Source organism: Flammeovirga pectinis, from assembly GCF_003970675.1.
GTDB lineage: Bacteria > Bacteroidota > Bacteroidia > Cytophagales > Flammeovirgaceae > Flammeovirga > Flammeovirga pectinis.
In genome coordinates this window covers 777,181-801,357 of record NZ_CP034563.1, presented here as the reverse complement: position 1 = coordinate 801,357, position 24,177 = coordinate 777,181, and the positions used below count along the sequence as shown (strand labels likewise).

Sequence of the window (24,177 nt, the reverse complement as noted above, 5' to 3'; positions counted from 1 at the left end):
TCACTAAAATCAAACAACTCATCTAAATAAGTTATTTGACAGTGAAAAGGAAAAACTTTGCTAGCACTCTATCACTAGAGTGCTAACCGTAAAAGAAAAGCTATTGGGCGATTAGTACTTCTCAGCTGAATGTATCTCTACACGTACACTTGAAGCCTATCAACGTCATAATCTATAACAACCCTTATATGGAAATCTCATCTCGAGGTGGGTTTCGCGCTTAGATGCTTTCAGCGCTTATCCGCTCCACACATAGGTACCCGGCGATGCTCCTGGCGGAACAACCGGTACGCCAGAGGTGTGTCCAACTCGGTCCTCTCGTACTAAAGTCAGAGCCTCTCAAATTTCCTACGCCCGCAACAGATAGAGACCGAACTGTCTCACGACGTTCTGAACCCAGCTCGCGTGCCACTTTAATGGGCGAACAGCCCAACCCTTGGGACCTTCTCCAGCCCCAGGACGTGACGAGCCGACATCGAGGTGCCAAACCTCCCCGTCGATATGAGCTCTTGGGGGAGATCAGCCTGTTATCCCCAGAGTACCTTTTATCCTTTGAGCGATGGCCCTTCCATGCGGTACCACCGGATCACTATGTCCCACTTTCGTGCCTGTTCGAAATGTCTCTCTCGCAGTCAGGCTCCCTTATGCCATTGCGCTCTTCCGACGATTGCCGACCGTCGTGAGGGAACCTTGGAAAGCCTCCGTTACTCTTTTGGAGGCGACCACCCCAGTCAAACTACCCACCAAACAATGTCCGGACTTTAAGCCCGTTAGACCGTCGAACAGGAAAGGGCGGTATTTCAACAATGACTCCAAAACGCCTAGCGACGCTCCTTCACAGTCTCCCGCCTATCCTACACATTCCTGGCCAACGGCCAACGTTAAGTTGCAGTAAAGGTTCATGGGGTCTTTTCGTCCCGTTGCGGGTAAGCGGCATCTTCACCGCTACTTCAATTTCACCGAGCTCATGGCCGAGACAGCGTCCAGATCGTTGCACCATTCGTGCAGGTCGGAACTTACCCGACAAGGAATTTCGCTACCTTAGGACCGTTATAGTTACGGCCGCCGTTTACTGGGGCTTCAATTCAGAGCTTCGCCGAAGCTAACTCCCCCTCTTAACCTTCCAGCACCGGGCAGGTGTCAGGCTATATACTGAATCTTTCGAGTTCGCATAGCCATGTGTTTTTGTTAAACAGTCGCCTGGACTTCTTCGCTGCGGCCTCTTACAAAAGTAAGTAGGCGCCCCTTCTCCCGAAGTTACGGGGCTAATTTGCCTAGTTCCTTAGCCATGAATCACTCGAGCGCCTCGGATTACTCATCCTAACCACCTGTGTCGGTTTGGGGTACGGGATCCAATAATATAATCTTAGAAGGTTTTCTCGGAAGCGTTTCGTATCGTTATCACATTGACCGTAGTCGCTATGTACTGTCTAGTTTCCCCAAGGACTACGCATTTAACTATAGTCCCTATAGGTACACTATTCAACGTGCTATTCCGTCAGCACGCAGATACTGCATCACTCCGTCACTCCATCAGTATTATCGGATGCTCAGGAATTTTGACCTGATATCCATCGAGTATGCCCTTCGGCAATCCCCTTAGGTCCCGGCTAACCCTGGGACGATTAGCGTCGCCCAGGAAACCTTGGTCTATCGGCGGGCAGGTTTCTCACCTGCCTTATCGTTACTTATGCCTACATTTGCTTTTCTAACAAGTCCACAACACATCACCATGCTGCTTCGACCCTGTCAGAATGCTCCCCTACCACTCGTGTTTACACACAAATCCATGTCTTCGGTGGATAATTTATGCCCGATCATTATCGATGCTCTGTCGCTCGACCAGTGAGCTGTTACGCACTCTTTGAATGAATAGCTGCTTCCAAGCTAACATCCTGGCTGTCTCAGCGACTGAACCTCCTTAGTTCAACTTAATTATCACTTGGGGACCTTAGACGATGGTCCGGGTTCTTTCCCTCTCGGACTAGGACCTTGGCACCCTAGCCCTCACTGCCGGTAGTGTTTGATGGCATTCGGAGTTCATCTAGATTTGGTAGGATATGACTCCCCCGCATCTAATTGGTAGCTCTACCTCCATCAAACTCATCCGACGCTGCCCCTAAAGGCATTTCGGGGAGTACGAGCTATTTCCAGGTTTGATTGGCCTTTCACCCCTACCCACAGGTCATCCGAAGACTTTTCAACGTCAACCGGTTCGGTCCTCCATTGTGTGTTACCACAACTTCAACCTGCCCATGGGTAGATCACCTGGTTTCGCGTCTACCTACACTAACTTAAGCGCCACTTAAGACTCGCTTTCGCTACGACTACAGACCTTAAATCCTTAATCTTGCTAATATAGGTAACTCGTAGGCTCATTATGCAAAAGGCACGACGTCACTACACTAAGTAGCTCCGTCCGCTTGTAGGTATACAGTTTCAGGATCTATTTCACCCCGTTATTCACGGTACTTTTCACCTTTCCCTCACGGTACTTGTTCACTATCGGTCTTTTGGGAGTATTTAGTCTTGGCGGATGGTGCCGCCGGATTCAATGGGGGTTTCACCGGCCCCCACTTACTCAGGATACTTCACTAATCTAATAACTTACCTGTACGGGACTTTCACCCTCTACGGCAATACTTTCCAGTATATTCCAATTCATTATTAAACTATTATTGAAGTCCTACAACCCCAATCAAGCCGGAACTCAATTGGTTTGGACTCTTCCGCGTTCGCTCGCCACTACTTGCGGAATCACTATTGTTTTCTTTTCCTCCAGGTACTTAGATGTTTCAGTTCCCCGGGTTGGCCTTACGAACATGTCTTCAACATGCTGAGTTGTCTCATTCGGATACCTTCGGATCATAGGTCATGTGCACCTCCCCAAAGCGTTTCGCCGCTTGTCGCGTCCTTCGTAGCCTCCAAAAGCCTAGGCATTCTCTGTATACCCTTCTCTCGCTTTTCTTTTTGCAGAATATCTAATCAAATTAGATACCCTTAAGTTTTTCCCATTCTGTCAAAGATCTTTTTGTCCTATCATTTTAGAACAACGTGGAGAATATCGGAGTCGAACCGATGACCTCTTGCGTGCAAGGCAAGCGCTCTAGCCAACTGAGCTAATCCCCATAAAAGGATTATTAGGACTATTCCCAATATTTAATGCAAAAGAAAGTAATTATAATCTCGGCAAAAGCAGATCCCGGTTCGTAAAGCACAAGGCTCCAAAAGGAGGTGTTCCAGCCGCACCTTCCGGTACGGCTACCTTGTTACGACTTAGCCCCAGTTATTTGTTTTGCCCTAAATAGCTCCTATTACGGCCACCATCTTCAGGCCCACCAAACTTCCATGGCTTGACGGGCGGTGTGTACAAGGTCCGGGTACGTATTCACCGCGCCATAGCTGATGCGCGATTACTAGCGATTCCAACTTCATGGAGTCGAGTTGCAGACTCCAATCCGAACTGGGATAGGGTTTTCGAGATTCGCTTACTATCACTAGCTTGCTGCCCGTTGTCCCTACCATTGTAGCACGTGTGTTGCCCTGGACGTAAGGGCCATGATGACTTGACGTCGTCCCCGCCTTCCTCTCTGCTTGCGCAGGCAGTTCCTCTAGAGTCCCCAGCATAACCTGATGGCAACTAGAAGTAGGGGTTGCGCTCGTTGCGGGACTTAACCCAACACCTCGCGGCACGAGCTGACGACAGCCATGCAGCACCTTCCATTCTGTCCGAAGAAAGTTCTATCTCTAGAATTGTCAAAACGAATTCGAGTCCAGGTAAGGTTCCTCGCGTATCATCGAATTAAACCACATGCTCCACCGCTTGTGCGGACCCCCGTCAATTCCTTTGAGTTTCACTGTTGCCAGCGTACTCCCCAGGTGGAGAACTTCTCGCTTTCGCTGGGACCCGCATGGTTACACCACACAGGTCGAGTTCTCATCGTTTACGGCGTGGACTACCAGGGTATCTAATCCTGTTCGCTCCCCACGCTTTCGTGCCTCAGTGTCAAATAACGCCCAGTAAGCTGCCTTCGCCTTCGGTCTTCCTCCTCATATCTGTGCATTTCACCGCTACATGAGGAATTCCGCCTACCCATACGTATTTCAAGCCTTACAGTATCAAAGGCAAACACGGAGTTGAGCCCCGGTCTTTAACCTCTGACTTATAAAGCCACCTGCGCACCCTTTAAACCCAATAATTCCGGACAACGCTTGCACCCTCCGTATTACCGCGGCTGCTGGCACGGAGTTAGCCGGTGCTTATTCTTATGGTACCGTCAGACATTCTCGCAAGAATGTGGTTCTTCCCATACAAAAGAGCTTTACAACCCGAAGGCATTCATCACTCACGCGGCATGGCTGGGTCAGAGTTGCCTCCATTGCCCAATATTCCCTACTGCTGCCTCCCGTAGGAGTCTGGCCCGTATCTCAGTGCCAGTGTGGGGGACCTTCCTCTCAGAACCCCTACCCATCGTTGCCTTGGTAAGCCGTTACCTTACCAACTAGCTAATGGGACGCATATCCATCTCTGTCCGATAAATCTTTAATCTTTAACTCATGCGAGCTTAAGATACCATGGAATATTAATCCGGATTTCTCCGGGCTATCTTCCAGACAAAGGCAAGTTATATACGCGTTACGCACCCGTGCGCCGGTCGTCAGCAAGTGCAAGCACTCCTGTTACCCCTCGACTTGCATGTATTAGGCCTGCCGCTAGCGTTCATCCTGAGCCAGGATCAAACTCTCCGTTGTAAGAGTTTTTAGATCAAATAAATGATCAATGTTTTATACCTGTCTCTACGAACTGTTTAAAAGAATTAACTTTATTAGGATCCGCTTTCGCTGATCTTATAATTACTTTCTCATTACATCAAAAGAACGTTTAAGCCGGAGCTTAATGAACTGAATCTCAGTTTCTAATTTCAATAAAACCGTTGTTTTATTGATCACCTCTCTAAAGAAGCGAGTGCAAAGGTAAGATATTTTAGTTTAAACTTCCAAATGTTTTTTCAATTAATTTGAAATATTTTTAGAGGTGTCTAAATCTCATTCTCATTACTCTTTTGCGGCTCTCCGTTTGAAAGCGAGTGCAAAGGTAAGAAAGGAAATTTAATATGCAATACTTATTTTGTTTTATTTGGAAACTGATAAGTTTTACGCTCTTAAATCATTTGGTGGTTTATATAACTACCTACTGCATCATGTTTTTAAAGACCCTACCGTTGTAAGGGGAGTGCAAAGGTAAGCGCGTTTTAATTAAATGCAAGGTTTGTACGAAAGAGGTTTTCAAAACAAATCCAAACAATTAAATCATGCAATTTAGATGTAAAATCAACACTAAAATGACAATCTTCAATTATGGCTATTGCTTACTATAAAAAAGGACTGTAATTAATAATCACAGCCCTACTTTAGAAAACCTTAATGTATCGACTATATTACCTTCAAATACTAATTAAACTTTAGCCACAATTTGAGGGTAGTTTATACTTGCTGATATGTTTTTATCTATTGCATCATTTTTTAAAAATTCTTCTATTATGTCAAGAACATCTATATGAACAGTTTTATTATGAGTAGCATCAATAACAACATTTGTGTTATGAGGTATACTTTCTAATGTTGAAATTATATTCGCCTTATTTAAAAAGCTCACCTGATGAGGTAATTCGATTCTCATTGGTGTATTTTGATCAACATTTTCCTGTTCACCAATAGAAACATCACATGACTCGTTTAAGTTGTTCCAGATTATTTCAAATACTGATACAGCTAGACCTAATACGATACCATGTAGTAGATCGGAAAAAACAACTCCTAAAATTGTTATTATAAAAGGTATAAATAATGCCCAACCTTTATTATACATTGCTAAATAAATAGCTGGTTTAGATAATTTAAATCCTACTACTAATAAGATTGCCGCTAAACATGCTAAGGGTATTAAATCTAAAATTGCAGGTATTGAAACAACACAGATTAATAATAAAATACCATGCATTATTGCTGATAGTTTTGTTTTACCACCAGATTGTATATTTGCAGAACTTCTTACTATTACTTGAGTAATAGGTAAACCACCGATTAAACCCGAAATCATATTACCTACGCCTTGTGCAATTAACTCCCTATTCATAGGTGTTCTTCTTTTTTGAGGATCTAATTTATCTGCTGCTTCTGTAGACAAAAGTGTTTCTAAACTTGCAACTACAGCCATTGTTAATGCAATAGTGTAAATCTCAGGGTTAGTTATCATCGAAAAATCTGGCATAGAGAAATTCGACATAAAGCCAGTAAATGAATTAGTTATTGGTATTGCCACTAATTGATCTGTTTTTAATCCAAAAACAGGATCTCCTACTGTAACTATTTCGTAAATTATACCGAAAGCTACAACTAATAAAGGACCAGGAACAACCTTTAAGTATTTATTTTCTTTTACCGTTTTAGAATCCCAGAATAATAATATAGCTACAGAAACTACTGTTAAAATTGTTGTTCCAATACAAATATCTGTAATATTAATGCTAGAAAAGTTTGCTACTCCTAAAGCATTAGGAATTTGCTGAATAATTATATTTATACCTATACCTGCAAGCATTCCTTTTATTACTGAAGATGGGAAGTAATAGCCAATTACACCCGCTTTCAATACACCAAGTACAATCTGAAAAACACCTGCAATAACTACTGCTAATAAAAATGATTCAAAAGAACCTAGACTTTCGATTGAATGCAGAACAATTACTGCTAAACCAGCTGCAGGTCCACTCACTCCTAATGAAGAGCCACTCAAAGATGCAACAATTACACCTCCTATCACTCCAGAAATTATTCCAGAAAATAGTGGAGCACCTGACGCTAAAGCAACGCCTAAACAAAGAGGCATAGCCACAAGAAAAACGACTATACTAGCAGGAAAATCATGCTTTACATTTGACAATACGGAGTCCTTATCCTTACTCATATTTCAGTAGATTTAATATATGTTTGTGTAGATTTTAGTATTAATTGTATATATATGTACTTACAATAATCAATTAAGTTTTTACTTTTGAGGTCAAAAAGTTCCTTAAAAAGGTCATGATTACTATTTACTGAAAAAAGTAGCTTTTGCTTTTACATATTTGTAACATTTTGATTAAATTATTTAAGTAAAACTTAAAAATATCAAACCTATCAAGGATTTATGAAAAATATTTTATCAATTCAATCTCATGTTACTTATGGGCATGTAGGTAATTCTGCAGCTGTTTTTCCTCTTCAACTTAGTGGTCATGAAGTTTGGGCTTTAAATACTGTACAGTTTTCGGGGCATACACAATATCCAAAATGTACTGGTCAAGTTTTTACACCAACACATTTAAAAGATGTTTTAGATGGTGTCTTTTATAATATCCCAAAAACAGATTGTGATGCAATTCTTGCAGGATACCTTGGTAGTAAAGGCACTGGAGAAGTTGTATATAATATTGTTAGAGATATTAAAGAAGAAAACGAAAATGCAATATTTTGTTGTGATACAGTAATGGGGGATAAAGAAGCAGGGTTTTATATAGCAGAAGATGTCCCTCCTCTTTACAAAGATAAAATCATATCAATAGCTGATATTATCACACCAAATCAATTCGAAGCTGAATACTTGAGTAATTCAACAATTGAAACATTGAATGATGCTAAAAAAGTAGCTAAAGATTTATTCGAAAAAGGACCTAGATATGTTTTAATTACATCATTAGAACTAAAAGAAACTCCAGAAAATAACTTCAGTATATTATTATATGATGGAGATGGTTTTCATATTATTCATAATCCAAAAATCAATTTAGGAGAGGTTTATGGTACAGGTGATGTTTTTGCAGCTATGATACTTTCTAATTTTCTTAAAGGAGAAGCCATGGTAGATTGTCTTGAAAAAACTGTTACAACTATGTACAACTTAATTAATGCTACTGCTAAGCAACATAAAAAAGAACTTGATTTAATTGGTAGTAGAAGTTATTTTTTAGTTGATAAAGTTCTTTTCTTTTCTGAGAATTGCTAAACTAAAAAAGTTAGTCTTAGGATAAATGGTAAATTTCTCAAATATTTTAAACAAAATAACTTCAACTGATTTTACTCAATTGAAGTTATTTCTTTACTAATTCAACATAAATACATATCATAATAGATTTATATTAAGCCAAATAATTTATTAATAATAAATGAAATCATAATTATTGAAGCAACTAACGCGAAACCTTCAATGGTATGTTTACTTTTTAAAACGGATGAAAAAAGTCCGATTAAGAATACAAACATAAATAACACTGTACTCATTATACTTACCATAGTTTTATTGTTTGTTATATTACAGTATACGATTACTACTTACTGTAGTTCAAACAATTATCTTAAAAAATACCAATTTTTGATAATTTACTTAAAACCATTTTAGACCTTGCCAAAAGAGCTGCTGTATAAAAAGGTCTGCCATTTTCGATTGCTATTCTTAATTCACCAATTAATTCTGGATAACGTTCGCAAAATTTACCTAATAATTCTAGTGCAAAAACTTTTACTGCTACATCTGATTTTTGATTTAATAATATATCAAAACAGTAATCAATCCATTCACTTTCTTTTTCCTCTGATAAAGGTAAAGAGGCAACACTTCTTAAAAGTGATCTTTTTATTCCTTGTGTTTTAAAAGTAGGAAGCCATTCTATTATATCTGCAGTATATTTACCAAACCAATCGTTTTCAATTTCACATAGTGCCGTAAGTGTCCAAGCTAATTTATTCCCATAAACATTATCGTTAGTCCTAATTTCATTATATAACCACTCTTTCTTATTTTCTTTTAGAATTTTTTGAATAAAAATATCTCTTTCCTCTTTATTTCTAATTACCTCCATAATCTGTTTTTCTATTTTTTTATAAAATAAAATTACAATCTTCTCTATCAAAATGAAGAGGTATTACCTTTTAATCGTAACGATTCCGTTAAAAAACACTTATTGATATAGAAATTATGGTTAAGAACTGTAAATACATAGCTAAATAAACAGTTTTATTAATAGTTTTGAATAACATTATAAACAATGTAATATTCTAATTTTATTAAGACGATTTTAGCAACTATTTGTTGACCCGCCACTATCAATGAGAGAATTTAGAGAAATTCCATCTTTTGAAGATTATGTAATCAATTTAGATGGTTATGTTTTGAAGAAAAATGACTTTGAAGAAGCAAATTTTTGTTTTCTAAAAGCATATAAGTGCAATGTAACTGGTAAACTAAAGGTGACACTTAAAAGGATTAAAGAAGATAAAAAACTAAAGAGTACTGCTTATGTGCATACATTAGTTGGCAAAACTTTTATTCCTGTTTTTGATACAAAAAAAAATAAAGTGTGGCATATTAATGGCGACATTTATGATAACAGTGTTGAAAATTTAAAATGGGTTCCTTTAAAAGGAAAACAGGTTTACAATTATGCTCCCAAGAGGTTTGTATATTTAAATAGATTATATCTACCAATTGAAAGGCTTCCTTTTTTATGTATGAATGAAAAAGGAGATGTTTTATCTTTCAAAAGTGGTAAACCTAAGAAAATCAAACAAAGAGCAAATGGTAAAATTATGTTTTTTGATACTGAAGATTATGAAGGAAAGAGACATACTATCTATCCTCATGCAGAAGTGAAATCTTTATTTATCAAAAAGAAACCACTCTTAACATAAAAAGACATACATCAAGTTACATCTATTGTGTAACTTGATGTATTATATAAATGGTATTACTTGCTCGCCTTCATCAGTTAATGAGATCATTGTCCCATCATCATAATAATTAACAGTAACTAAACCATTATATTTTAAAGTATAAGCAATTTTACTTTCTTCAATTTTTGTAGTTGCAATGCCTAATTCCATAGCTAAACTTTCAATAGACCTGCTACTATTAGGCGTTAATGCCTTCACTATTCTTAAAGATTTATTCTGAATTGTCATGGTAAAGTTGTGTTTAGTTGTAGCTATTTATACGAGAATAGTAGTACTAGGTATATTAAAAATTAGATTTATTTTCATAAATCTTTAAAAAAATGTCTAATAAATATAAAAATATCAATACTTAAACCTTTCAACTTCATCTTGTTATCATAAAACGTAATTTATACAGTTTGGATTACAAGTTCCAATCAATAACTTTGATATGCAATTGTACATTCATGCGGCAAAGTCAAAAATTGCCATTGGAGATTTTGTCGCATTACAATGCAAACCTTCCATTTTCAACCTCTATTGTTCTTAATATTTAATGTTTTAACCAAACTTTTATCCGCATTATAGTAGCATACTTTAGTGAGGTGATCTGTATTCTCATAAATCATTAAGCAACTATCATCTTCAAAGTAATAGCTTACAACTATATCATAATTGGAAGTATATTCATTATTTAACAATGCTAATCTTTCTTTATTAGAATTTGCAATTTTTAATAACAATGTATCAAACTCCTTACCTTTTATATAATCAGTTTTAGGGTTAATTAAAACAGTGTAATCAAAATGAATATCTGTATTTGATAAGTATGCACCATCGCTAACAATAGATTGATTTACTTTAGTTGGAGTATCTATGTTATAAGCATAAATATAATATTCTACATAATCTTTTGCCTCTTGATGATCTAATTTACTTTGGGCAAATGACAGAAGAGAAATTATAAATAGGAAGAATGAGAAGAATAGTTTTTTCATAAATGATTTACTAAACAAATTTTAAACAGGGTATATTTTGATTCTAAAAATAAAAAGGCACAGAACATGTATTTCCTGTACCTATCATACTTAATGGATAGAATTAACTTCTCTATTTATAACACTATACCTGTCCTCCTGAAGCAATTAAAAGCATTAGTGCAACAGTACCTACTGACATACTTAAATATTGAAAAACTTTAAAAAATACTCTTTTTGTTATTGAATGAATTTCCATTTTTTATCTATTTTATTTTAAAAGAACTTATTCACTTAGTAATATCATTTGATGCAAAATATCACCACAGTAAATTAATTTTCATGTGTTACTTCTATTAAATCAGTGATCGTTTTTTCGAAATCAACATTGTTTTCAAACCTCACTACACCATATTTAGCTCCACATTTAACAACTGCTGCATTCTGTTCTCCATCAGAATACATAGTTACTTCCACACCTCTATCATTGCTAATAGTAACTTGCTTATCAAGATTTTGTAACTCTTGAAGATATTGTGACTCTATTGTATAAATCGTTATAACAGCAGTATTATCTTTAACTTTTACTTCCTTAGGGTAATCGTCTGCATATGTTGACAACTGAATAAAAATGAAGGACAAGAATATAAGAATGATTTGTTTCATATTATGATCTATTTAGAAATAAAAAAGAGGATGAAAATTCATCCTCTTGTAAGTATAATAGTAGAATTGATTGGTAATTATAGTCCAATACAAACACCTATTTGAGCGCCTGTACCTATGTTTCCTTGAATACCAAAATTGTCTGTGATATGGTATTTGGCTCCTACTCCAATTCCCCAGCCTAGTGTACTTCCTTCTCCAAATTGAAATCCAATATCACCAACTGCATAGACATCCCATTTTGGGTTCTGAATATTTAATACTCTATCAGCATACCATCTAAATCTTGCTCCTGCTCCAAATGAACTCCCTTTTCCACTCCAAGATCTATAATCTACATAAGCACCAACGGTAAAGTCTTTCCCTAATTGAGCAATTTCATAGTCTGCCATCAAACCCAAAGTATTATTACTAAATCCAGATGTGAATCCAATATTTAATGTACCAGGGCCTTTAAAATTTCCACCTCCACTAGTTTTTTCTTGAGCAAATGAACTACTTGTAAAACTCAAAATTGCGATAGAGAATAATAATGTAAATAACTTTTTCATTGTAATACTTTTTATTTTTTAGAGATAAATAATGCAGCGTTTTCTGCTTACATTAACTAATATATCTATCAATAAAATGTCACCTAAAAAAAGAAATTAATTTTTCAGTACCTGAATATTAAATAGTATACAGCTTATTATCAATGATTTAAATATTTAGAAAAATCCTCTCAAACCAATAACATAACTTCTACCTGCGGCATTAATACCAGAACTGTATGTTCTGTAACTTTGATCAAATATATTATCAACAGCTAAATTTATTGATAAATGTTCTTTTACTAGATAGCTCGATTTAAAACCTAAGGTCCACCAACTTAAAGCACCTACATGCGAATATAAATATGGTTTTGATTTCTCTGATGGTGCTAAATTATTGAAAGAAATCCCTCCACTATATTGATTATTAAGTGCTAAATGTAAATTCTTATGTTGGTATTCAATACCAACTTTTCCGAAAAATGGAGGTACATGACGTAAGTGTTCATTATTCTCTAAATCAATTCCATAAGTATATGTATAACTTCCATTCAGTGAGAATGACTTACTCAAAATTGCTTTTATTGTAGATGAGAAACCCCAAATTCTGGCATCTCCAGTGTTCTGTAAAGATAAAACTGCATATTTTTCATTGTCAATAGTAATGGAATCTTGGCCTTGATAAGTTGTAGGCAGGCGAACCATTGCATTTTTAAGCCAAGAATAATACACGTTTACTCCTATGCGTAAAACATTTCCAATATTTCTTTCAATAGTAGCATCGATAGTATATACATCTGTTGGTTTTAATTCAGGATTCGGAATAACTAAATCATCTTTAGATGGATTATAAACTTTACCAATATCATCTAGATTTGGTGCTTTAAACCCTTTTGCAAATTGTGTATTTAACTGCCAATTAGCTGTATGAAAAGCCAATCCAGCACTTCCTGTTATATTTCCAACATTATAAATAAAATGATCGTATGGTAAATTTAGTTCTTTAGAAGCCTCATCTGTATAGTCTGATTGGATATTTGTATGCGTATAGCGTACCCCTGCCGTTCCTACTAGTTTAGAATTAAAATGATATTTTGCGGAAATGTAGCCTGCTGCAGTAGTATAAAAACTTCCACCTCCAGCATATCTAGGTAAGTCTAGTTCGGTTATTCCGGTATAAATGTTTTCAGAATTTGCATGAGCATCAACTTTGTTAGTTATACCTTCTAAACCATAAAATAAATCTACCTTCTGATTTAATTTTTTAGTATAATCAATATTAATATTAAAAACATCAACCTTAACAAAACTATTACTTCTTTTATCACTTTTAAACTTTCTGTTGTGTCTATCTTCTTTTACTCTCTGATGCCCAATAATTACTCGCATATCGTCAGCTAGTTTTCCATCAAAAATATAATCCATCCGAATTGAATTCATCATCCAGAATTGTGGACCATAGTACCATTCAGAAAATTTAGGAGTTGTATTCCCATAAGGTGTAACTAAATAATCAGTTTCTACAGCTGTAATATCTTCTGAAGTAACATCTATTACTTCACCATTTACATTATCTACTGTATTTAGTTCTGTAAGCCTATCATATCTCGGAACATTAGAAGTAGTAGAAAATAAAAAGTTATACTGAAGTTTTAATCTTGAAGAAGGTTTAAAACTAAATTTTTGAAGTGTATTTATTTGATTATAAGCAGATGGTATCTGTTTCTCTAAATTTTGATTTGGTAAAATAATATCATCAAAATTTCTATTGATTACATTAAATTTTCTTTGCCCAAATTTATCATCTTCAGTTCTATACCAACTACCTGATTGTAAATCATCAAAAGCAGAATATGTTAAACTACCATTCCAAGCAAACTTCTTACCTCCTATATTTAGCCTAATATTTCCAGTTTTTTCATTATTTACAGAGTTATATTTAAGCATAGCATCACCATAAATAATTGTTTTATCTTGATGTGAAAAATCTGGGTTTTTAGTGTGAAAATCCATTACCCCTCCAAGTGCATCACTTCCATACATTACACTACCAGGTCCAAATATTACTTCGGCACTTTCTATTGAATTTGGATCAATTGCTAAAATATTTTGAAGATTCCCCCCCCTGTATATAGCGTTGTTCATTCTTATTCCATCAATTACCAATAATACTTGATTTGCTGCAAAACCTCTAATCATTGGACTACCCCCACCCATCTGACTTTTTTGAACAAATACTTCACCTGTATTGGCAATTATATCTGCAGCTGTTTGTGGTAAATTGAAGGCTATTTCGGAAGGCTGAATATTTACAATCTGTTGTGGTACTTCATAAGCTTTTTCTTCCCATTTATTAGCACCTATAATTACTTCTTCGAGAGACATAATATTATCTTCTAAAGTAGTACTTCCTATATGAATCAATTGCTTTCTTGAAACTTGTTTTGTTCTATAGTTAACATGCGAAAATGTAAAAAAGTTACCCTGTTTTGGCAATTCAAATTCTCCATCTTTATTAGATAGTTCGCTTCCTCCCTTATCGTCTTTTATAAAGACTCCCTCTATTACACCACCTGTAATATTCTTTACAACAATTGTTTGTGTAAACGCAGAAATTGAGGAACATAAAATAAAAGTTAGTATAAATAAAAATCTTATTAGTAGTGACATAACGTCGATAATGGTACTGAATTAAAGAGGTTTAATTATTTAGATTGATATATGGTTACGCACTAGATGAATGTAACCCTACTTAAATATAGTTTTTGAACAATAAAAAAGAAAGTAATAGTACCAATACACTATAAAAAATATGAGTTACTCCTTTTAAAGCTAAGAAGTAACTCACACTTTCTTAGAAAGAATAGCCTACTTGTATAGAAATACCACTATTAGATGCTAGGCCAAACTGTGTAGTAAAACCACTTCTATCTACATACATTAGGTCTATACCGGCTCCATACTCTACAATTGGACTATCTTTAATAATATCTCCATTTGTAGTTTTGTAAAGTGCACTCGAATTAGATACTACAATTTGGGGAATCAGATATAAACCATACAAATCTGTATTAACTACTCTAAGCATTGCCCCAATATGGTAATTATCCAATCTAGAATTACCAAGAGAAGTAACATCAGCTTGTCCTTCTGCTAATTTCCCTCCTGTGCTTTCTAAATTAGAAGCATAAGAAAAATAAACATTAAATGCATAAGCACTTAATTTTAATTGTGTTTGATCCCACATGGCACCACCTACAGTAACACCTATAGGATGCTTACCAGTCATGAATCTTTTAGAATTTTGAGCATTTGATTGTAACCCAAAAGATGTTAGTACAAACAGTAAAAATAGAATCCTTTTCATAATTTAATCAAATAATTAAACAGTACAGCACATACTTTATGCACCTATGAAAAAGCAAAAAAAATATTAAAAAGGTTATATTTTGAACTATTCAACTATCATTCCAAAAATGGGAAATCAGCAGCTATTTATTTCTAAATAATAAAGGGCCTTCAAAAGGATATTTGATTATTTTAATTTCGGATGGTCCTATATATAATTCAACATCATTAATAAATGCACCTTTTGTTGCACAATGAGTATCTGCATTGTTCTCAAAAGAAATCAATACTAAAAAAAATGTTGATACCTCTACTAAGGTTCTAAGTTTGGTAGTCATAAAAAATTCAGGTAAATAAATAATATGTGCAAATATAGTTTTTTAAAATAAAGTAAGATTCATATTTCTATTTATAAATCAATTATTTAGTTTAAATTCGTTTTAACTTTAAAAATCAACTCTACTATAATCTCAATTTAAAAATGACTGAGAATGCTGAATTAATGCGTCAATCAAGACAAGATCTTGAAGGGCGATGGGAATCTATTTTAGCCGTTTGTGCTGTACCTATTCTATTCCAATCTTTGGTTTCTGGTGGTTCTTATATATCACCAGAAACACCTATTTCACTAATAAATATCTTTGTGATTGGCCCTCTAAGCTTTGGAGTAAGTAGATATTGTCTTAATTTTTCTAGAGGTCATGAACCGGAATTTGGCCAAATTTTCCAAGGATTTAATTCTATAGGAAAGAATATCCTAGCCAATCTCTTAATGGGAATATTAGTTGGCTTAGCATCTCTTTTCTTTGTTATACCTGGTATTATTGTCGCTTTAATGTTTTCTCAAACTTACTTTATCTTATCTGATAACGAAGAAATGGGTGCTTGGGAGGCCATGCAATTAAGTAAAGAAATGATGCGCGGTAACAAAACAAAGTTACTTCTTTTAGCACTAAGGTTCTTTGGATGGTTTCTATTATGCTTACTAAGTTTAGGTATAGGCTTTTTCATTTTATCGCCTTATTACAACTTAACAATGGCTAAATTTTACGATGACATTAGAGATAATGTTTATGTAGAACAGTATTAATAATTTCTACCATTATACCTATTTTAATGGTAGATAAATCATCCTCTTGATCTTAATGATTAAGAGGATTTTTTTATGTTATTTGATAAGCCTTTCAATCTTATCAAAATGATTACTATCTTGACTCACGAAACAACACTACATACTCAATAAACACATGAACACTATTAAACCACTATGGACTCCATCAAACGAGTTTATAGCCACTACTAACATTTTTCAATTTGCAGAAAAAGTATTTAAAAAAGAAGAGTACAATTATGCCAATTTACATCGTTATAGTTGCAATAATCTTAGCGATTTTTGGTCTACTCTTTGGGATTTTTCATCTATTATTGGTGATAAAGGAAACCCTCCTTTTTATATAGAAAATGACTTTATATATACTGCTGATTTTTTTCCTGAAGCAACTTTAAATTATGCAGAAAATCTTTTAAGAAGAAGAGATAACCATATTGCTTTAATTGGTAGAATGGAAGATGGAGGTAGAAAGCAATTATCTTATAAAGAATTATATGATTTAGTAAGTAAGCTCGCTTTCCAATTTAGAAAAGATGGCTTGCAAAAAGGAGATAGAGTAGCGGGTTATATTCCCAACTGTATTGAAGCTGTAGTAAGTATGCTCGCAGTAACTTCTATTGGTGCTGTTTGGACATCTTGCAGTCCAGATTTTGGATTTCAAGGAGTATTGGATAGGTTTGGTCAAGTTGAACCAAAGTTTCTGATTTCAGCAAATGCCTATTCTTATAATGGTAAAATACATAGTTGCTTTACACAATTAAAATCCCTTTCAGAAAGTATTTCAAGTCTAGAAAAAATTATAGTCTTCGATTTTTTTAATGATAATCACACTCCATCTAAAATTGATAAAGTAGTTACTTGGGAAAGCTATATTGATAATGCTGCTACTGAAATAACTTTTGAGCAATTGCCTTTTAATGCTCCACTATTTATTATGTATTCTTCTGGTACTACAGGAAAACCAAAGTGCATTATTCATAAAGTTGGTGGGGTTTTGTTAGAACATCAAAAGGAACATTTACTCCATACAAACATTTCTGAAAATGATGTGTTTTTCTATTATTCTACTTGTGGATGGATGATGTGGAATTGGCTTATAAGTGGTTTAGCTTGCGGTGCAACTCTTGTACTTTTTGATGGAAGTCCATTTTATCCAAATCATAATTTTTTAATTGATTTAATAGATGAGGAGAAAATTTCAATTTTTGGTGTTAGTGCAAAATTCATTGGAGCGTTATCAAAATTAAATGTAATACCAAAAGAAACGCATCAGTTAAGCTCTTTAAAAACAATTTTATCTACAGGTTCTCCATTAGCAGCAGAACATTTCACTTATGTCTATTCTTCTATTAAAAATGATGTGCTACTATCTTCAATTTCTGGAGGAACAGATCTTATTGGTGCATTTGTATCTGGAAACCCTACTCTACCAGTTTATGCAGGAGAATTGCAATGCAAAGGCTTGGGTTTTGATCTAGCTATTGTAAATGATAAAGGCGAATCTTTACCTAATGGAAAAGGAGAACTTGTCTGCAAAAAAGCATTTCCATCAATGCCTATTGGCTTTTGGAAAGATAACAATAATGAGAGATACTATAATGCCTATTATAAACACTTTGATAATGTTTGGGCACAAGGAGATTTTGCTGAAGTGACGACGAATAACGGATTAATAATTCATGGACGTTCAGATGCAGTATTAAACCCTGGTGGAGTTAGAATTGGTACAGCAGAAATATATAGACAAGCTGTTAAAGTTCCAGAAGTTCAGGAATGCATAGCTATTGGTCAAGATTGGAAAGACGATTGTCGGGTTGTTTTGTTTGTCATTTTAAAAGATAATAAAGAGTTAACCACAACTATTATTCATTCCATTAAAAATATCATTAGGAAAAATGCGACTCCAAGGCATGTTCCCGCAAAAATTATTCAAGTAAATGATATACCTAAAACAAGGAGTGGCAAAATAGTAGAATTAGCTGTAAGAAATGTAGTACATGGTATTGAGGTAAAAAACACAGCAGCTTTACAGAACCCAGAAGCCTTAAATTTATTTAAAGATATCAAAGAGTTACAAACTGATCAATAATTCTATTACTAGTACAAAAAATTGAAACTAAAAAAGACTTCACATAGAATGTGAAGCCTTTTCAACTTATAGCTTAACTAATTAATATTTTCAGGTCGTTTACATTAATTTTTATTACTAACACTTTATGTAACAATGTTACTAATGTAATTATACGACATATTTTATAGATGATGTGTTAAAAAGAATTGAAACTATTTAACACTTTGTTACCTGTCTTATTATCAGAATTTTAAAAGAATAGAACCACTCTAAGCTCTTAAATAACTGTACTTACTCTGAGAATAACAATGTACTTTCATTAGTTATTGTTAGTTCAACTGATTTGTACGACTTATTTGATTTCTCATCAATTTTTATTGCTACATTCATAATAAAGATTGCAAATAATAATAAGAAAAATGATTTCATGGTTTCTAAATATTCTTTTTGTTTATGTTTTCCTTTTACACACTAAAGACAACTGAAATAGAAGTATGACAAAAAATATAGCCTTTTTTTATCAATAATAAATGAGATTAATAAATGTCTAAAATAGAAAATAAAGAATGCTTCAATTCTACTTCTTTTATCAAAAATCATAACACTCTAATTGCTAAAGAATTAACTGTAATTAAGTGGTTTTTAAAACAAAAAAAGTGGGTGTTATTGAACACCCACTTTTAAGTCTATTTGTCTAATTATTTATATCAAGTTTAATCTCTTTAATAACCAGTGTTTTGTTTAAAACCAGCATTTAAATCAAGTTCTCTTTGTGGAATAGGAAGAAAACCTCTTTTTCCCATATCAAAGTTTACTTCAAAATCTACAGGGTTTCCAACATCACCAGTTAAGTTTTGTCCATTTTTCATGTATTCCTCCTCCTCATCGGTAGGCAGTGTTAAAGTATATCCACTAACATCAAGTTCTTGTTTAGCATAGGAAAGCCCTCTTCTCAACACATCAAAATAACGATGCCCTTCCATTGCTAACTCAAGTCTTCTTTCCGTAAAAATATCATCTATAGAAACACCAGTTACAGGCGTTAACCCAGCTCTTGTTCTCACTCTATTTACATAGTCATCTGCTTTACCTTGGTTACCTGTAACTAAATTAAGTTCTGCTGCCATTAAATAAACATCTGCTAAACGTATATAATGGTAATTTTGATCATAATTTAATTCTGGTGTACCTGCATCTGTTCTACGGTAAGCATGAGTAGTATATTTATAAGTGAACATACCTGTATAGGTATAATGCCATTCTAAATTAGGAGAAAATGGATCTTCTCCTTCGTAGTCTTCTTGCTCTTTATCTACAAGTTCTTTAGCATAAATTATTGTTGATGCCTTACGTGTATCACCTGCTACAAATAAGTTTTCTAACTCTCTAGTTGGCGATCCAAATCCCCAACCTTGTGCTAATGTATTAGAATTGTGACCTCTAGGCCCTGCCATTGTACATTGGTAGTTACCTAATTTATTATGCGACCAATCACCAGTTCCTGTATTGGCAAAACAGATTTCAAAAAGCACTTCTTGATTAAAATTACCGTTCTGATTGAACAAGTCCTCATACTTAGTAGATAATGTTTTTCCAGATTTTGTAATAATCTCTTCTAACATATTTACAGCATCTTGTTGTGTAAATGCATTGCTATCTTCTACTGGCATTTCAGATTTTTGATATACCCCAGTGTAAAACATAAACATTTTAACCAATTCTGCTTTTGCTGCCCATTTAGTCAATCTACCTAAATCATTTTCAGGATGTTGTTCTGACATTAATGGAATAGCGTCAAGCATTTGTTTGGCTGCATATGCATACGCTTCATCTGGTGTTGACTGCTCAACAGCTTCCCAATCACTACCATTCAAAGTAGTTCTAACTATTGGTACATTTTCAAAATAGCGCAACACTTCAAAATAATAGTGCCCTCTAAGAAACAAAGCTTCACCCTCAATATTATTCTTTAATTCAGCTTCACTTGCCTTAAAATCAATTTTATCATAGCTTGTTAAAAGCGTTGTTGCTCTTTGGATACCAACATAACACTTCTTCCAAGTTTTAGCACCTTGATCTCCAATTGCTCTAGCATCAAACCTTGCCATTTGTTGCCAACCCAGCATATCTGTAGCATTAGAACCTCCTGTATACACATCATCAGACATTACATCTGCAGTAAGTGCCATCGGCATAGCTTGCCAATCTAGGTTATCATTTCTTAGTAATTCATATGTACCTATTAAAGCTTGTCTAGCCTCTGTAGATGTTCTAAAAAATGAATCTTGGTCTTGTGAATCTTTTGGATCGATATCCAAGAATTTATTACATGATGATGCAGTAATCAATAGCATCAAAATGGTTGATATATATATATTAAATTTTCTCATTATGAAAGTTCGATTAGAATGTTATGTTAAGACCTACTAAGTACGAGCGAGCCTGAGGATATGAACCCATATCAAAACCAGAACCCATTGCTCCACCATGTCCCATTTCTGGATCTAAACCTGAATAATCTGTGAATGTCAATAAGTTATTACCAGATACGTAGACTCTTAGACGTTGCATTCCTGCTTTCTGTGAAATTACTTTTGGTAAAGTATAACCAATTTGAACGTTCTTTAATCTTAAATAAGATGCGTCTTCTATATGCACCATATCATTCATCCACAAATAGTTATTGTTTGTATCGTCATGTGTAAAACGAGGCATTGTATTCGATCCATTATCTGGTGTCCAACTATCTAAATAGCGTGTATTGTAGTTTTGTTCAGAAATTAAATCTTGGCGCGTCGAAGCATTCATCATCTGACCACCTGCTTGTCCTTGCCAGAACATAGAGAAATCGAATCCTTTATATTCCGCTCGTAATGTTAAACCATACGACCAACTATGTACCGGCGAACCAATATCAGTTCTGTCATTTTCATCAATTACACCATCACCATTTGTATCCATATAACGAATATCACCTGGTTTAGCATTCATACCGTACATTTCGTTATACTTTTGTGCATCGGCTTCTGTTTGTAAAATTCCATCAGTTTTAAACCCATAAAAGAAAGGTAAAGAGTGTCCGGTTGCCATTGCCATGTTACCAACAGTATTATGTAAGCCATCCCCAAAAATAAATCCATCAGAATTATTTACCTCAGTTACCTTATTATCATTATAAGCTACATTACCTGTTACAGAATATTTAAATTCTCCTTCATTATTTTGATACGTTAATGCCAATTCAATACCTTGGTTTCTTACTGTTCCCAAGTTCGTAATTGGATCTTCTTGGCCTGTATAATCAGGTACTGGCTTATTCCCTAATAGATCTTGTCGTTCTCTTGAGTAGATATCTACATTTGCTTGTAACATATCATTAAAGAAACCTACATCAATACCAACGTTAAATTCTGCTGCTGCTTCCCAACGTAAATCTGGATTGGCCATTCTTGTTAAACCATACCCTGGTTGAGGAACGCCATTAGGTCCTAATGGATAAGAAGGTGTACTACCAAATGCTGAAAGGTATCCAAACGGAGGAATATTTTCGTTACCAACTCTACCCCAAGAACCTCTTACTTTTAAGAAGTTAACGGTCTCATTATATTTTAAGAAATCTTCGTTAGATAATACCCAACCAGCTTGTATTGAAGGGAAGAATCCAAATTGATTATTAGGTCCAAAGTTTGAAGAACCATCATAACGCATTGTTGCACTTAAAAGGTATTTCTCTTTATAATCATACCCCACTCTACCAAAGAAAGACATTAACCTATGGTCGTAAAACCCACCATTTGATTTCTGAGAATTATCATCTGAGCCATTTCCTACATATCCGTAGTCCCAACCTGGTAATTGAAGTTGATTTCTAGAACCCCATAAATCTGTACCTGTACTCTGACGCATAGTCATACCGCCAAGTACATTAAATTTATGATCGTCATTGATTTTAAATTCATACATGGCTGTGTTTTCCCATTGCCAAGTACTGTATTCACCCATACTTTGATTTACTGAACTTGCTGCATTTTGATTAACAGAGTTATAATAAACTTCTGGAGAATATCCTCTATTTGCCCACGATCCCACATCGACACCAAAATCTGTTTTTACTGTAAGTCCTTTTAATCGAACAGGTTTAACCTCGACAAATGCATTGCCTATAAATTTGTTTGTAATGTTATCTTCATACGTATTATGGATTTTTGCAACAGGGTTTACGATTTCTCTAAGCTGACGATCAGAGATACCATAATAAGACCCTTGGTTTCCAGTAATAGGATTTACATGGTTAGGGTTATAAGCTGGTTTAACTGGGTAAGCATCGTATTCATTGTCTCTAGTATAATCATATACAGGCGTTAATGGATCATGTAATAATGCATTCTGAATTGATCCACCAAATTGTTGATTTTCTTCAATTCCGCTTCTTTCTTCTCTCACAAAAGTAGCATTTACACCAACTTTTACAGATTCAGATACTTTATGAGAAGTGTTTAAACGGAAGGTATATCTTTCGAATTGTGATTTTTCTGGAGCAATAATTCCATCTTGACCAAAGTAACCGAAACTTGCCAAGTAGTTAGAACTTTCTGTACCTCCTGAAGAAGAAATACTGTGACTTTGAATTGGTGCAGATTGAAATATTTCGTTCTGCCAATTTGTATCATTTGCTGGGTTTGCAATTTGCTCATCAGAATAAATTGGTCTACCTCCTGCATTAACAGCACCTTGATTATGTAACGTCATGTATTGTTGAGCATTTAATAGAGGTGATTCTCTCCAAGCATTTTGTACACCATAATACCCGTCATAAGTTACAGTAGACTTTCCAGATTTACCTTTTTTTGTTGTGATCATTACAACTCCATTTGCACCTCTAGAACCATAGATTGCAGAAGATGCAGCATCTTTAAGGACCTCCATAGATTCAATATCATTCGGATTTAAGAAATTGATATCATCCATTTGCATTCCATCTACTACAAATAAAGGAGTGTTGTTTCCGTTAGAACCCGTACCACGAATCCGGATATCAACACCAGCACCTGGTTGGCCAGAAACATTTGTTACTAAAACACCTGGTGTTCTACCTTGTAAAGACTGTGCCGCGTTACCAACAGGTGTTTCTGTAATTTCTTCAGATTTAACTGAAGCAATAGCACCTGTTACAACACTTTTCTTCTGAACTCCATAACCCACAACAACTACTTCTTCTAATTGCTCTACATCTTCATCTAAAGAAATGTTGATAGTTGTTTTTGTACCAATAGCTTCTATTTTTTGGACATACCCAATAAAAGAGAAGATTAATTTTTTATCATTTGGTCCGACTTGTAAAGAAAATTTACCATCAAAATCTGTTATCGTACCTGTCGAAGTTCCTTCTATAGATACATTAACTCCAGGAAGTGGCATTCCATCTGTAATATCTGTTACATTACCAGATATAGTTTTCCCTTGTGCTGATACATCTTGTGCACATAATAATGTACCCATAAAAAGTATAGACGCGACCAGGAACTGTATTAGTTGTATTGGTTTAGTACGCATAAAATTGGTTTAAAAAATTACTGATTACGCTAAGTAATTAATCTGCAGATATAAATTAGGTTTAGCTTTTTTATTTTTTGTTCATGCAATTTTAAGTACTATAAGTGTAAAATCACAACTTCACCAACGAATGTTAATTTTCTAACTATCACTCAAAAAAAACAATATAAAACA

At 34.7% G+C, this 24,177-nt stretch carries 15 protein-coding genes, 1 tRNA gene and 2 rRNA genes; 4 read left to right on the top strand and 14 right to left on the bottom strand.

Translation table 11 applies throughout. From position 1 onward, the window contains the following. Positions 1-91: 91 nt before the first annotated feature. The 4 genes from EI427_RS23295 to EI427_RS23280 form a co-directional block, all read right to left on the bottom strand. Positions 92-2,968 (bottom strand): 23S ribosomal RNA (locus EI427_RS23295). An 87-nt stretch (positions 2,969-3,055) separates the two neighbouring features. Then, positions 3,056-3,128 (bottom strand) — tRNA-Ala (locus tag EI427_RS23290). A 99-nt stretch (positions 3,129-3,227) separates the two neighbouring features. Then, positions 3,228-4,752, bottom strand: a 16S ribosomal RNA gene (locus EI427_RS23285). The 16S and 23S rRNA genes sit together here with 1 tRNA gene alongside, the layout of an rRNA operon. A 703-nt stretch (positions 4,753-5,455) precedes the next feature. Next, complete coding sequence (locus EI427_RS23280) at positions 5,456-6,967, bottom strand: SulP family inorganic anion transporter (protein ID WP_126619569.1); 1,512 nt, start codon at positions 6,965-6,967, stop codon at positions 5,456-5,458. Positions 6,968-7,189: 222 nt separating this feature from the next. Between EI427_RS23280 and pdxY the strand changes: the two genes are divergently transcribed. Beyond that, positions 7,190-8,044 (top strand): pyridoxal kinase PdxY, encoded by an 855-nt coding sequence (gene pdxY, locus EI427_RS23275; RefSeq protein WP_126619567.1) that lies wholly within the window; start codon positions 7,190-7,192, stop codon positions 8,042-8,044. A gap of 349 nt (positions 8,045-8,393) precedes the next feature. On the opposite strand, the gene EI427_RS23270 is transcribed toward pdxY, so the two are convergent. Then, on the bottom strand, positions 8,394-8,897 hold the full coding sequence (locus tag EI427_RS23270) for a hypothetical protein (protein ID WP_126619565.1): 504 nt from the start codon (positions 8,895-8,897) through the stop codon (positions 8,394-8,396). A 247-nt stretch (positions 8,898-9,144) separates the two neighbouring features. Here EI427_RS23270 and EI427_RS23265 point away from each other — a divergent pair, with 247 nt between their 5' ends. Continuing rightward, positions 9,145-9,726 carry a hypothetical protein gene (locus EI427_RS23265; protein WP_126619563.1) on the top strand — a complete coding sequence of 194 codons (582 nt, stop codon included), beginning with the start codon at positions 9,145-9,147 and terminating at the stop codon, positions 9,724-9,726. 42 nt (positions 9,727-9,768) lie between these two features. Here the strand turns inward: EI427_RS23265 and EI427_RS23260 are convergent, their stop codons facing one another. The 7 genes from EI427_RS23260 to EI427_RS23230 form a co-directional block, all read right to left on the bottom strand. Continuing rightward, the gene (locus EI427_RS23260) at positions 9,769-9,996 is read right to left on the bottom strand and encodes a hypothetical protein (protein WP_126619561.1); all 228 of its coding nucleotides are present in this window, start codon (positions 9,994-9,996) and stop codon (positions 9,769-9,771) included. Between the two features lie 281 nt (positions 9,997-10,277). Further along, on the bottom strand, positions 10,278-10,745 hold the full coding sequence (locus tag EI427_RS23255; protein WP_126619559.1) for a hypothetical protein: 468 nt from the start codon (positions 10,743-10,745) through the stop codon (positions 10,278-10,280). A 312-nt stretch (positions 10,746-11,057) separates the two neighbouring features. After that, positions 11,058-11,390 carry a hypothetical protein gene (locus EI427_RS23250; RefSeq protein ID WP_126619557.1) on the bottom strand — a complete coding sequence of 111 codons (333 nt, stop codon included), beginning with the start codon at positions 11,388-11,390 and terminating at the stop codon, positions 11,058-11,060. A gap of 77 nt (positions 11,391-11,467) precedes the next feature. After that, complete coding sequence (locus EI427_RS23245; protein WP_126619555.1) at positions 11,468-11,941, bottom strand: hypothetical protein; 474 nt, start codon at positions 11,939-11,941, stop codon at positions 11,468-11,470. A gap of 156 nt (positions 11,942-12,097) precedes the next feature. Further along, entirely contained in the window at positions 12,098-14,590 is a 2,493-nt protein-coding gene (locus EI427_RS23240; RefSeq protein ID WP_126619553.1) for a TonB-dependent receptor plug domain-containing protein, read from the bottom strand. Positions 14,591-14,774: 184 nt separating this feature from the next. Next, positions 14,775-15,287 carry a hypothetical protein gene (locus EI427_RS23235; protein WP_126619551.1) on the bottom strand — a complete coding sequence of 171 codons (513 nt, stop codon included), beginning with the start codon at positions 15,285-15,287 and terminating at the stop codon, positions 14,775-14,777. 124 nt (positions 15,288-15,411) lie between these two features. Then, complete coding sequence (locus EI427_RS23230; protein WP_126619549.1) at positions 15,412-15,606, bottom strand: hypothetical protein; 195 nt, start codon at positions 15,604-15,606, stop codon at positions 15,412-15,414. A gap of 143 nt (positions 15,607-15,749) precedes the next feature. Here EI427_RS23230 and EI427_RS23225 point away from each other — a divergent pair, with 143 nt between their 5' ends. Beyond that, positions 15,750-16,358 carry a DUF975 family protein gene (locus EI427_RS23225; protein WP_126619546.1) on the top strand — a complete coding sequence of 203 codons (609 nt, stop codon included), beginning with the start codon at positions 15,750-15,752 and terminating at the stop codon, positions 16,356-16,358. A gap of 157 nt (positions 16,359-16,515) precedes the next feature. After that, positions 16,516-18,468: an acetoacetate--CoA ligase gene (locus EI427_RS23220; protein WP_126619544.1), complete on the top strand. Its 1,953-nt coding sequence runs from the start codon at positions 16,516-16,518 to the stop codon at positions 18,466-18,468. A gap of 704 nt (positions 18,469-19,172) precedes the next feature. On the opposite strand, the gene EI427_RS23215 is transcribed toward EI427_RS23220, so the two are convergent. Both EI427_RS23215 and EI427_RS23210 read right to left on the bottom strand, forming a co-directional pair. Further along, entirely contained in the window at positions 19,173-20,840 is a 1,668-nt protein-coding gene (locus EI427_RS23215; RefSeq protein ID WP_126619542.1) for a RagB/SusD family nutrient uptake outer membrane protein, read from the bottom strand. Between the two features lie 13 nt (positions 20,841-20,853). Next, on the bottom strand, positions 20,854-23,949 hold the full coding sequence (locus EI427_RS23210) for a SusC/RagA family TonB-linked outer membrane protein (RefSeq protein ID WP_170178593.1): 3,096 nt from the start codon (positions 23,947-23,949) through the stop codon (positions 20,854-20,856). Between the last annotated feature and the right edge of the window lie 228 nt (positions 23,950-24,177).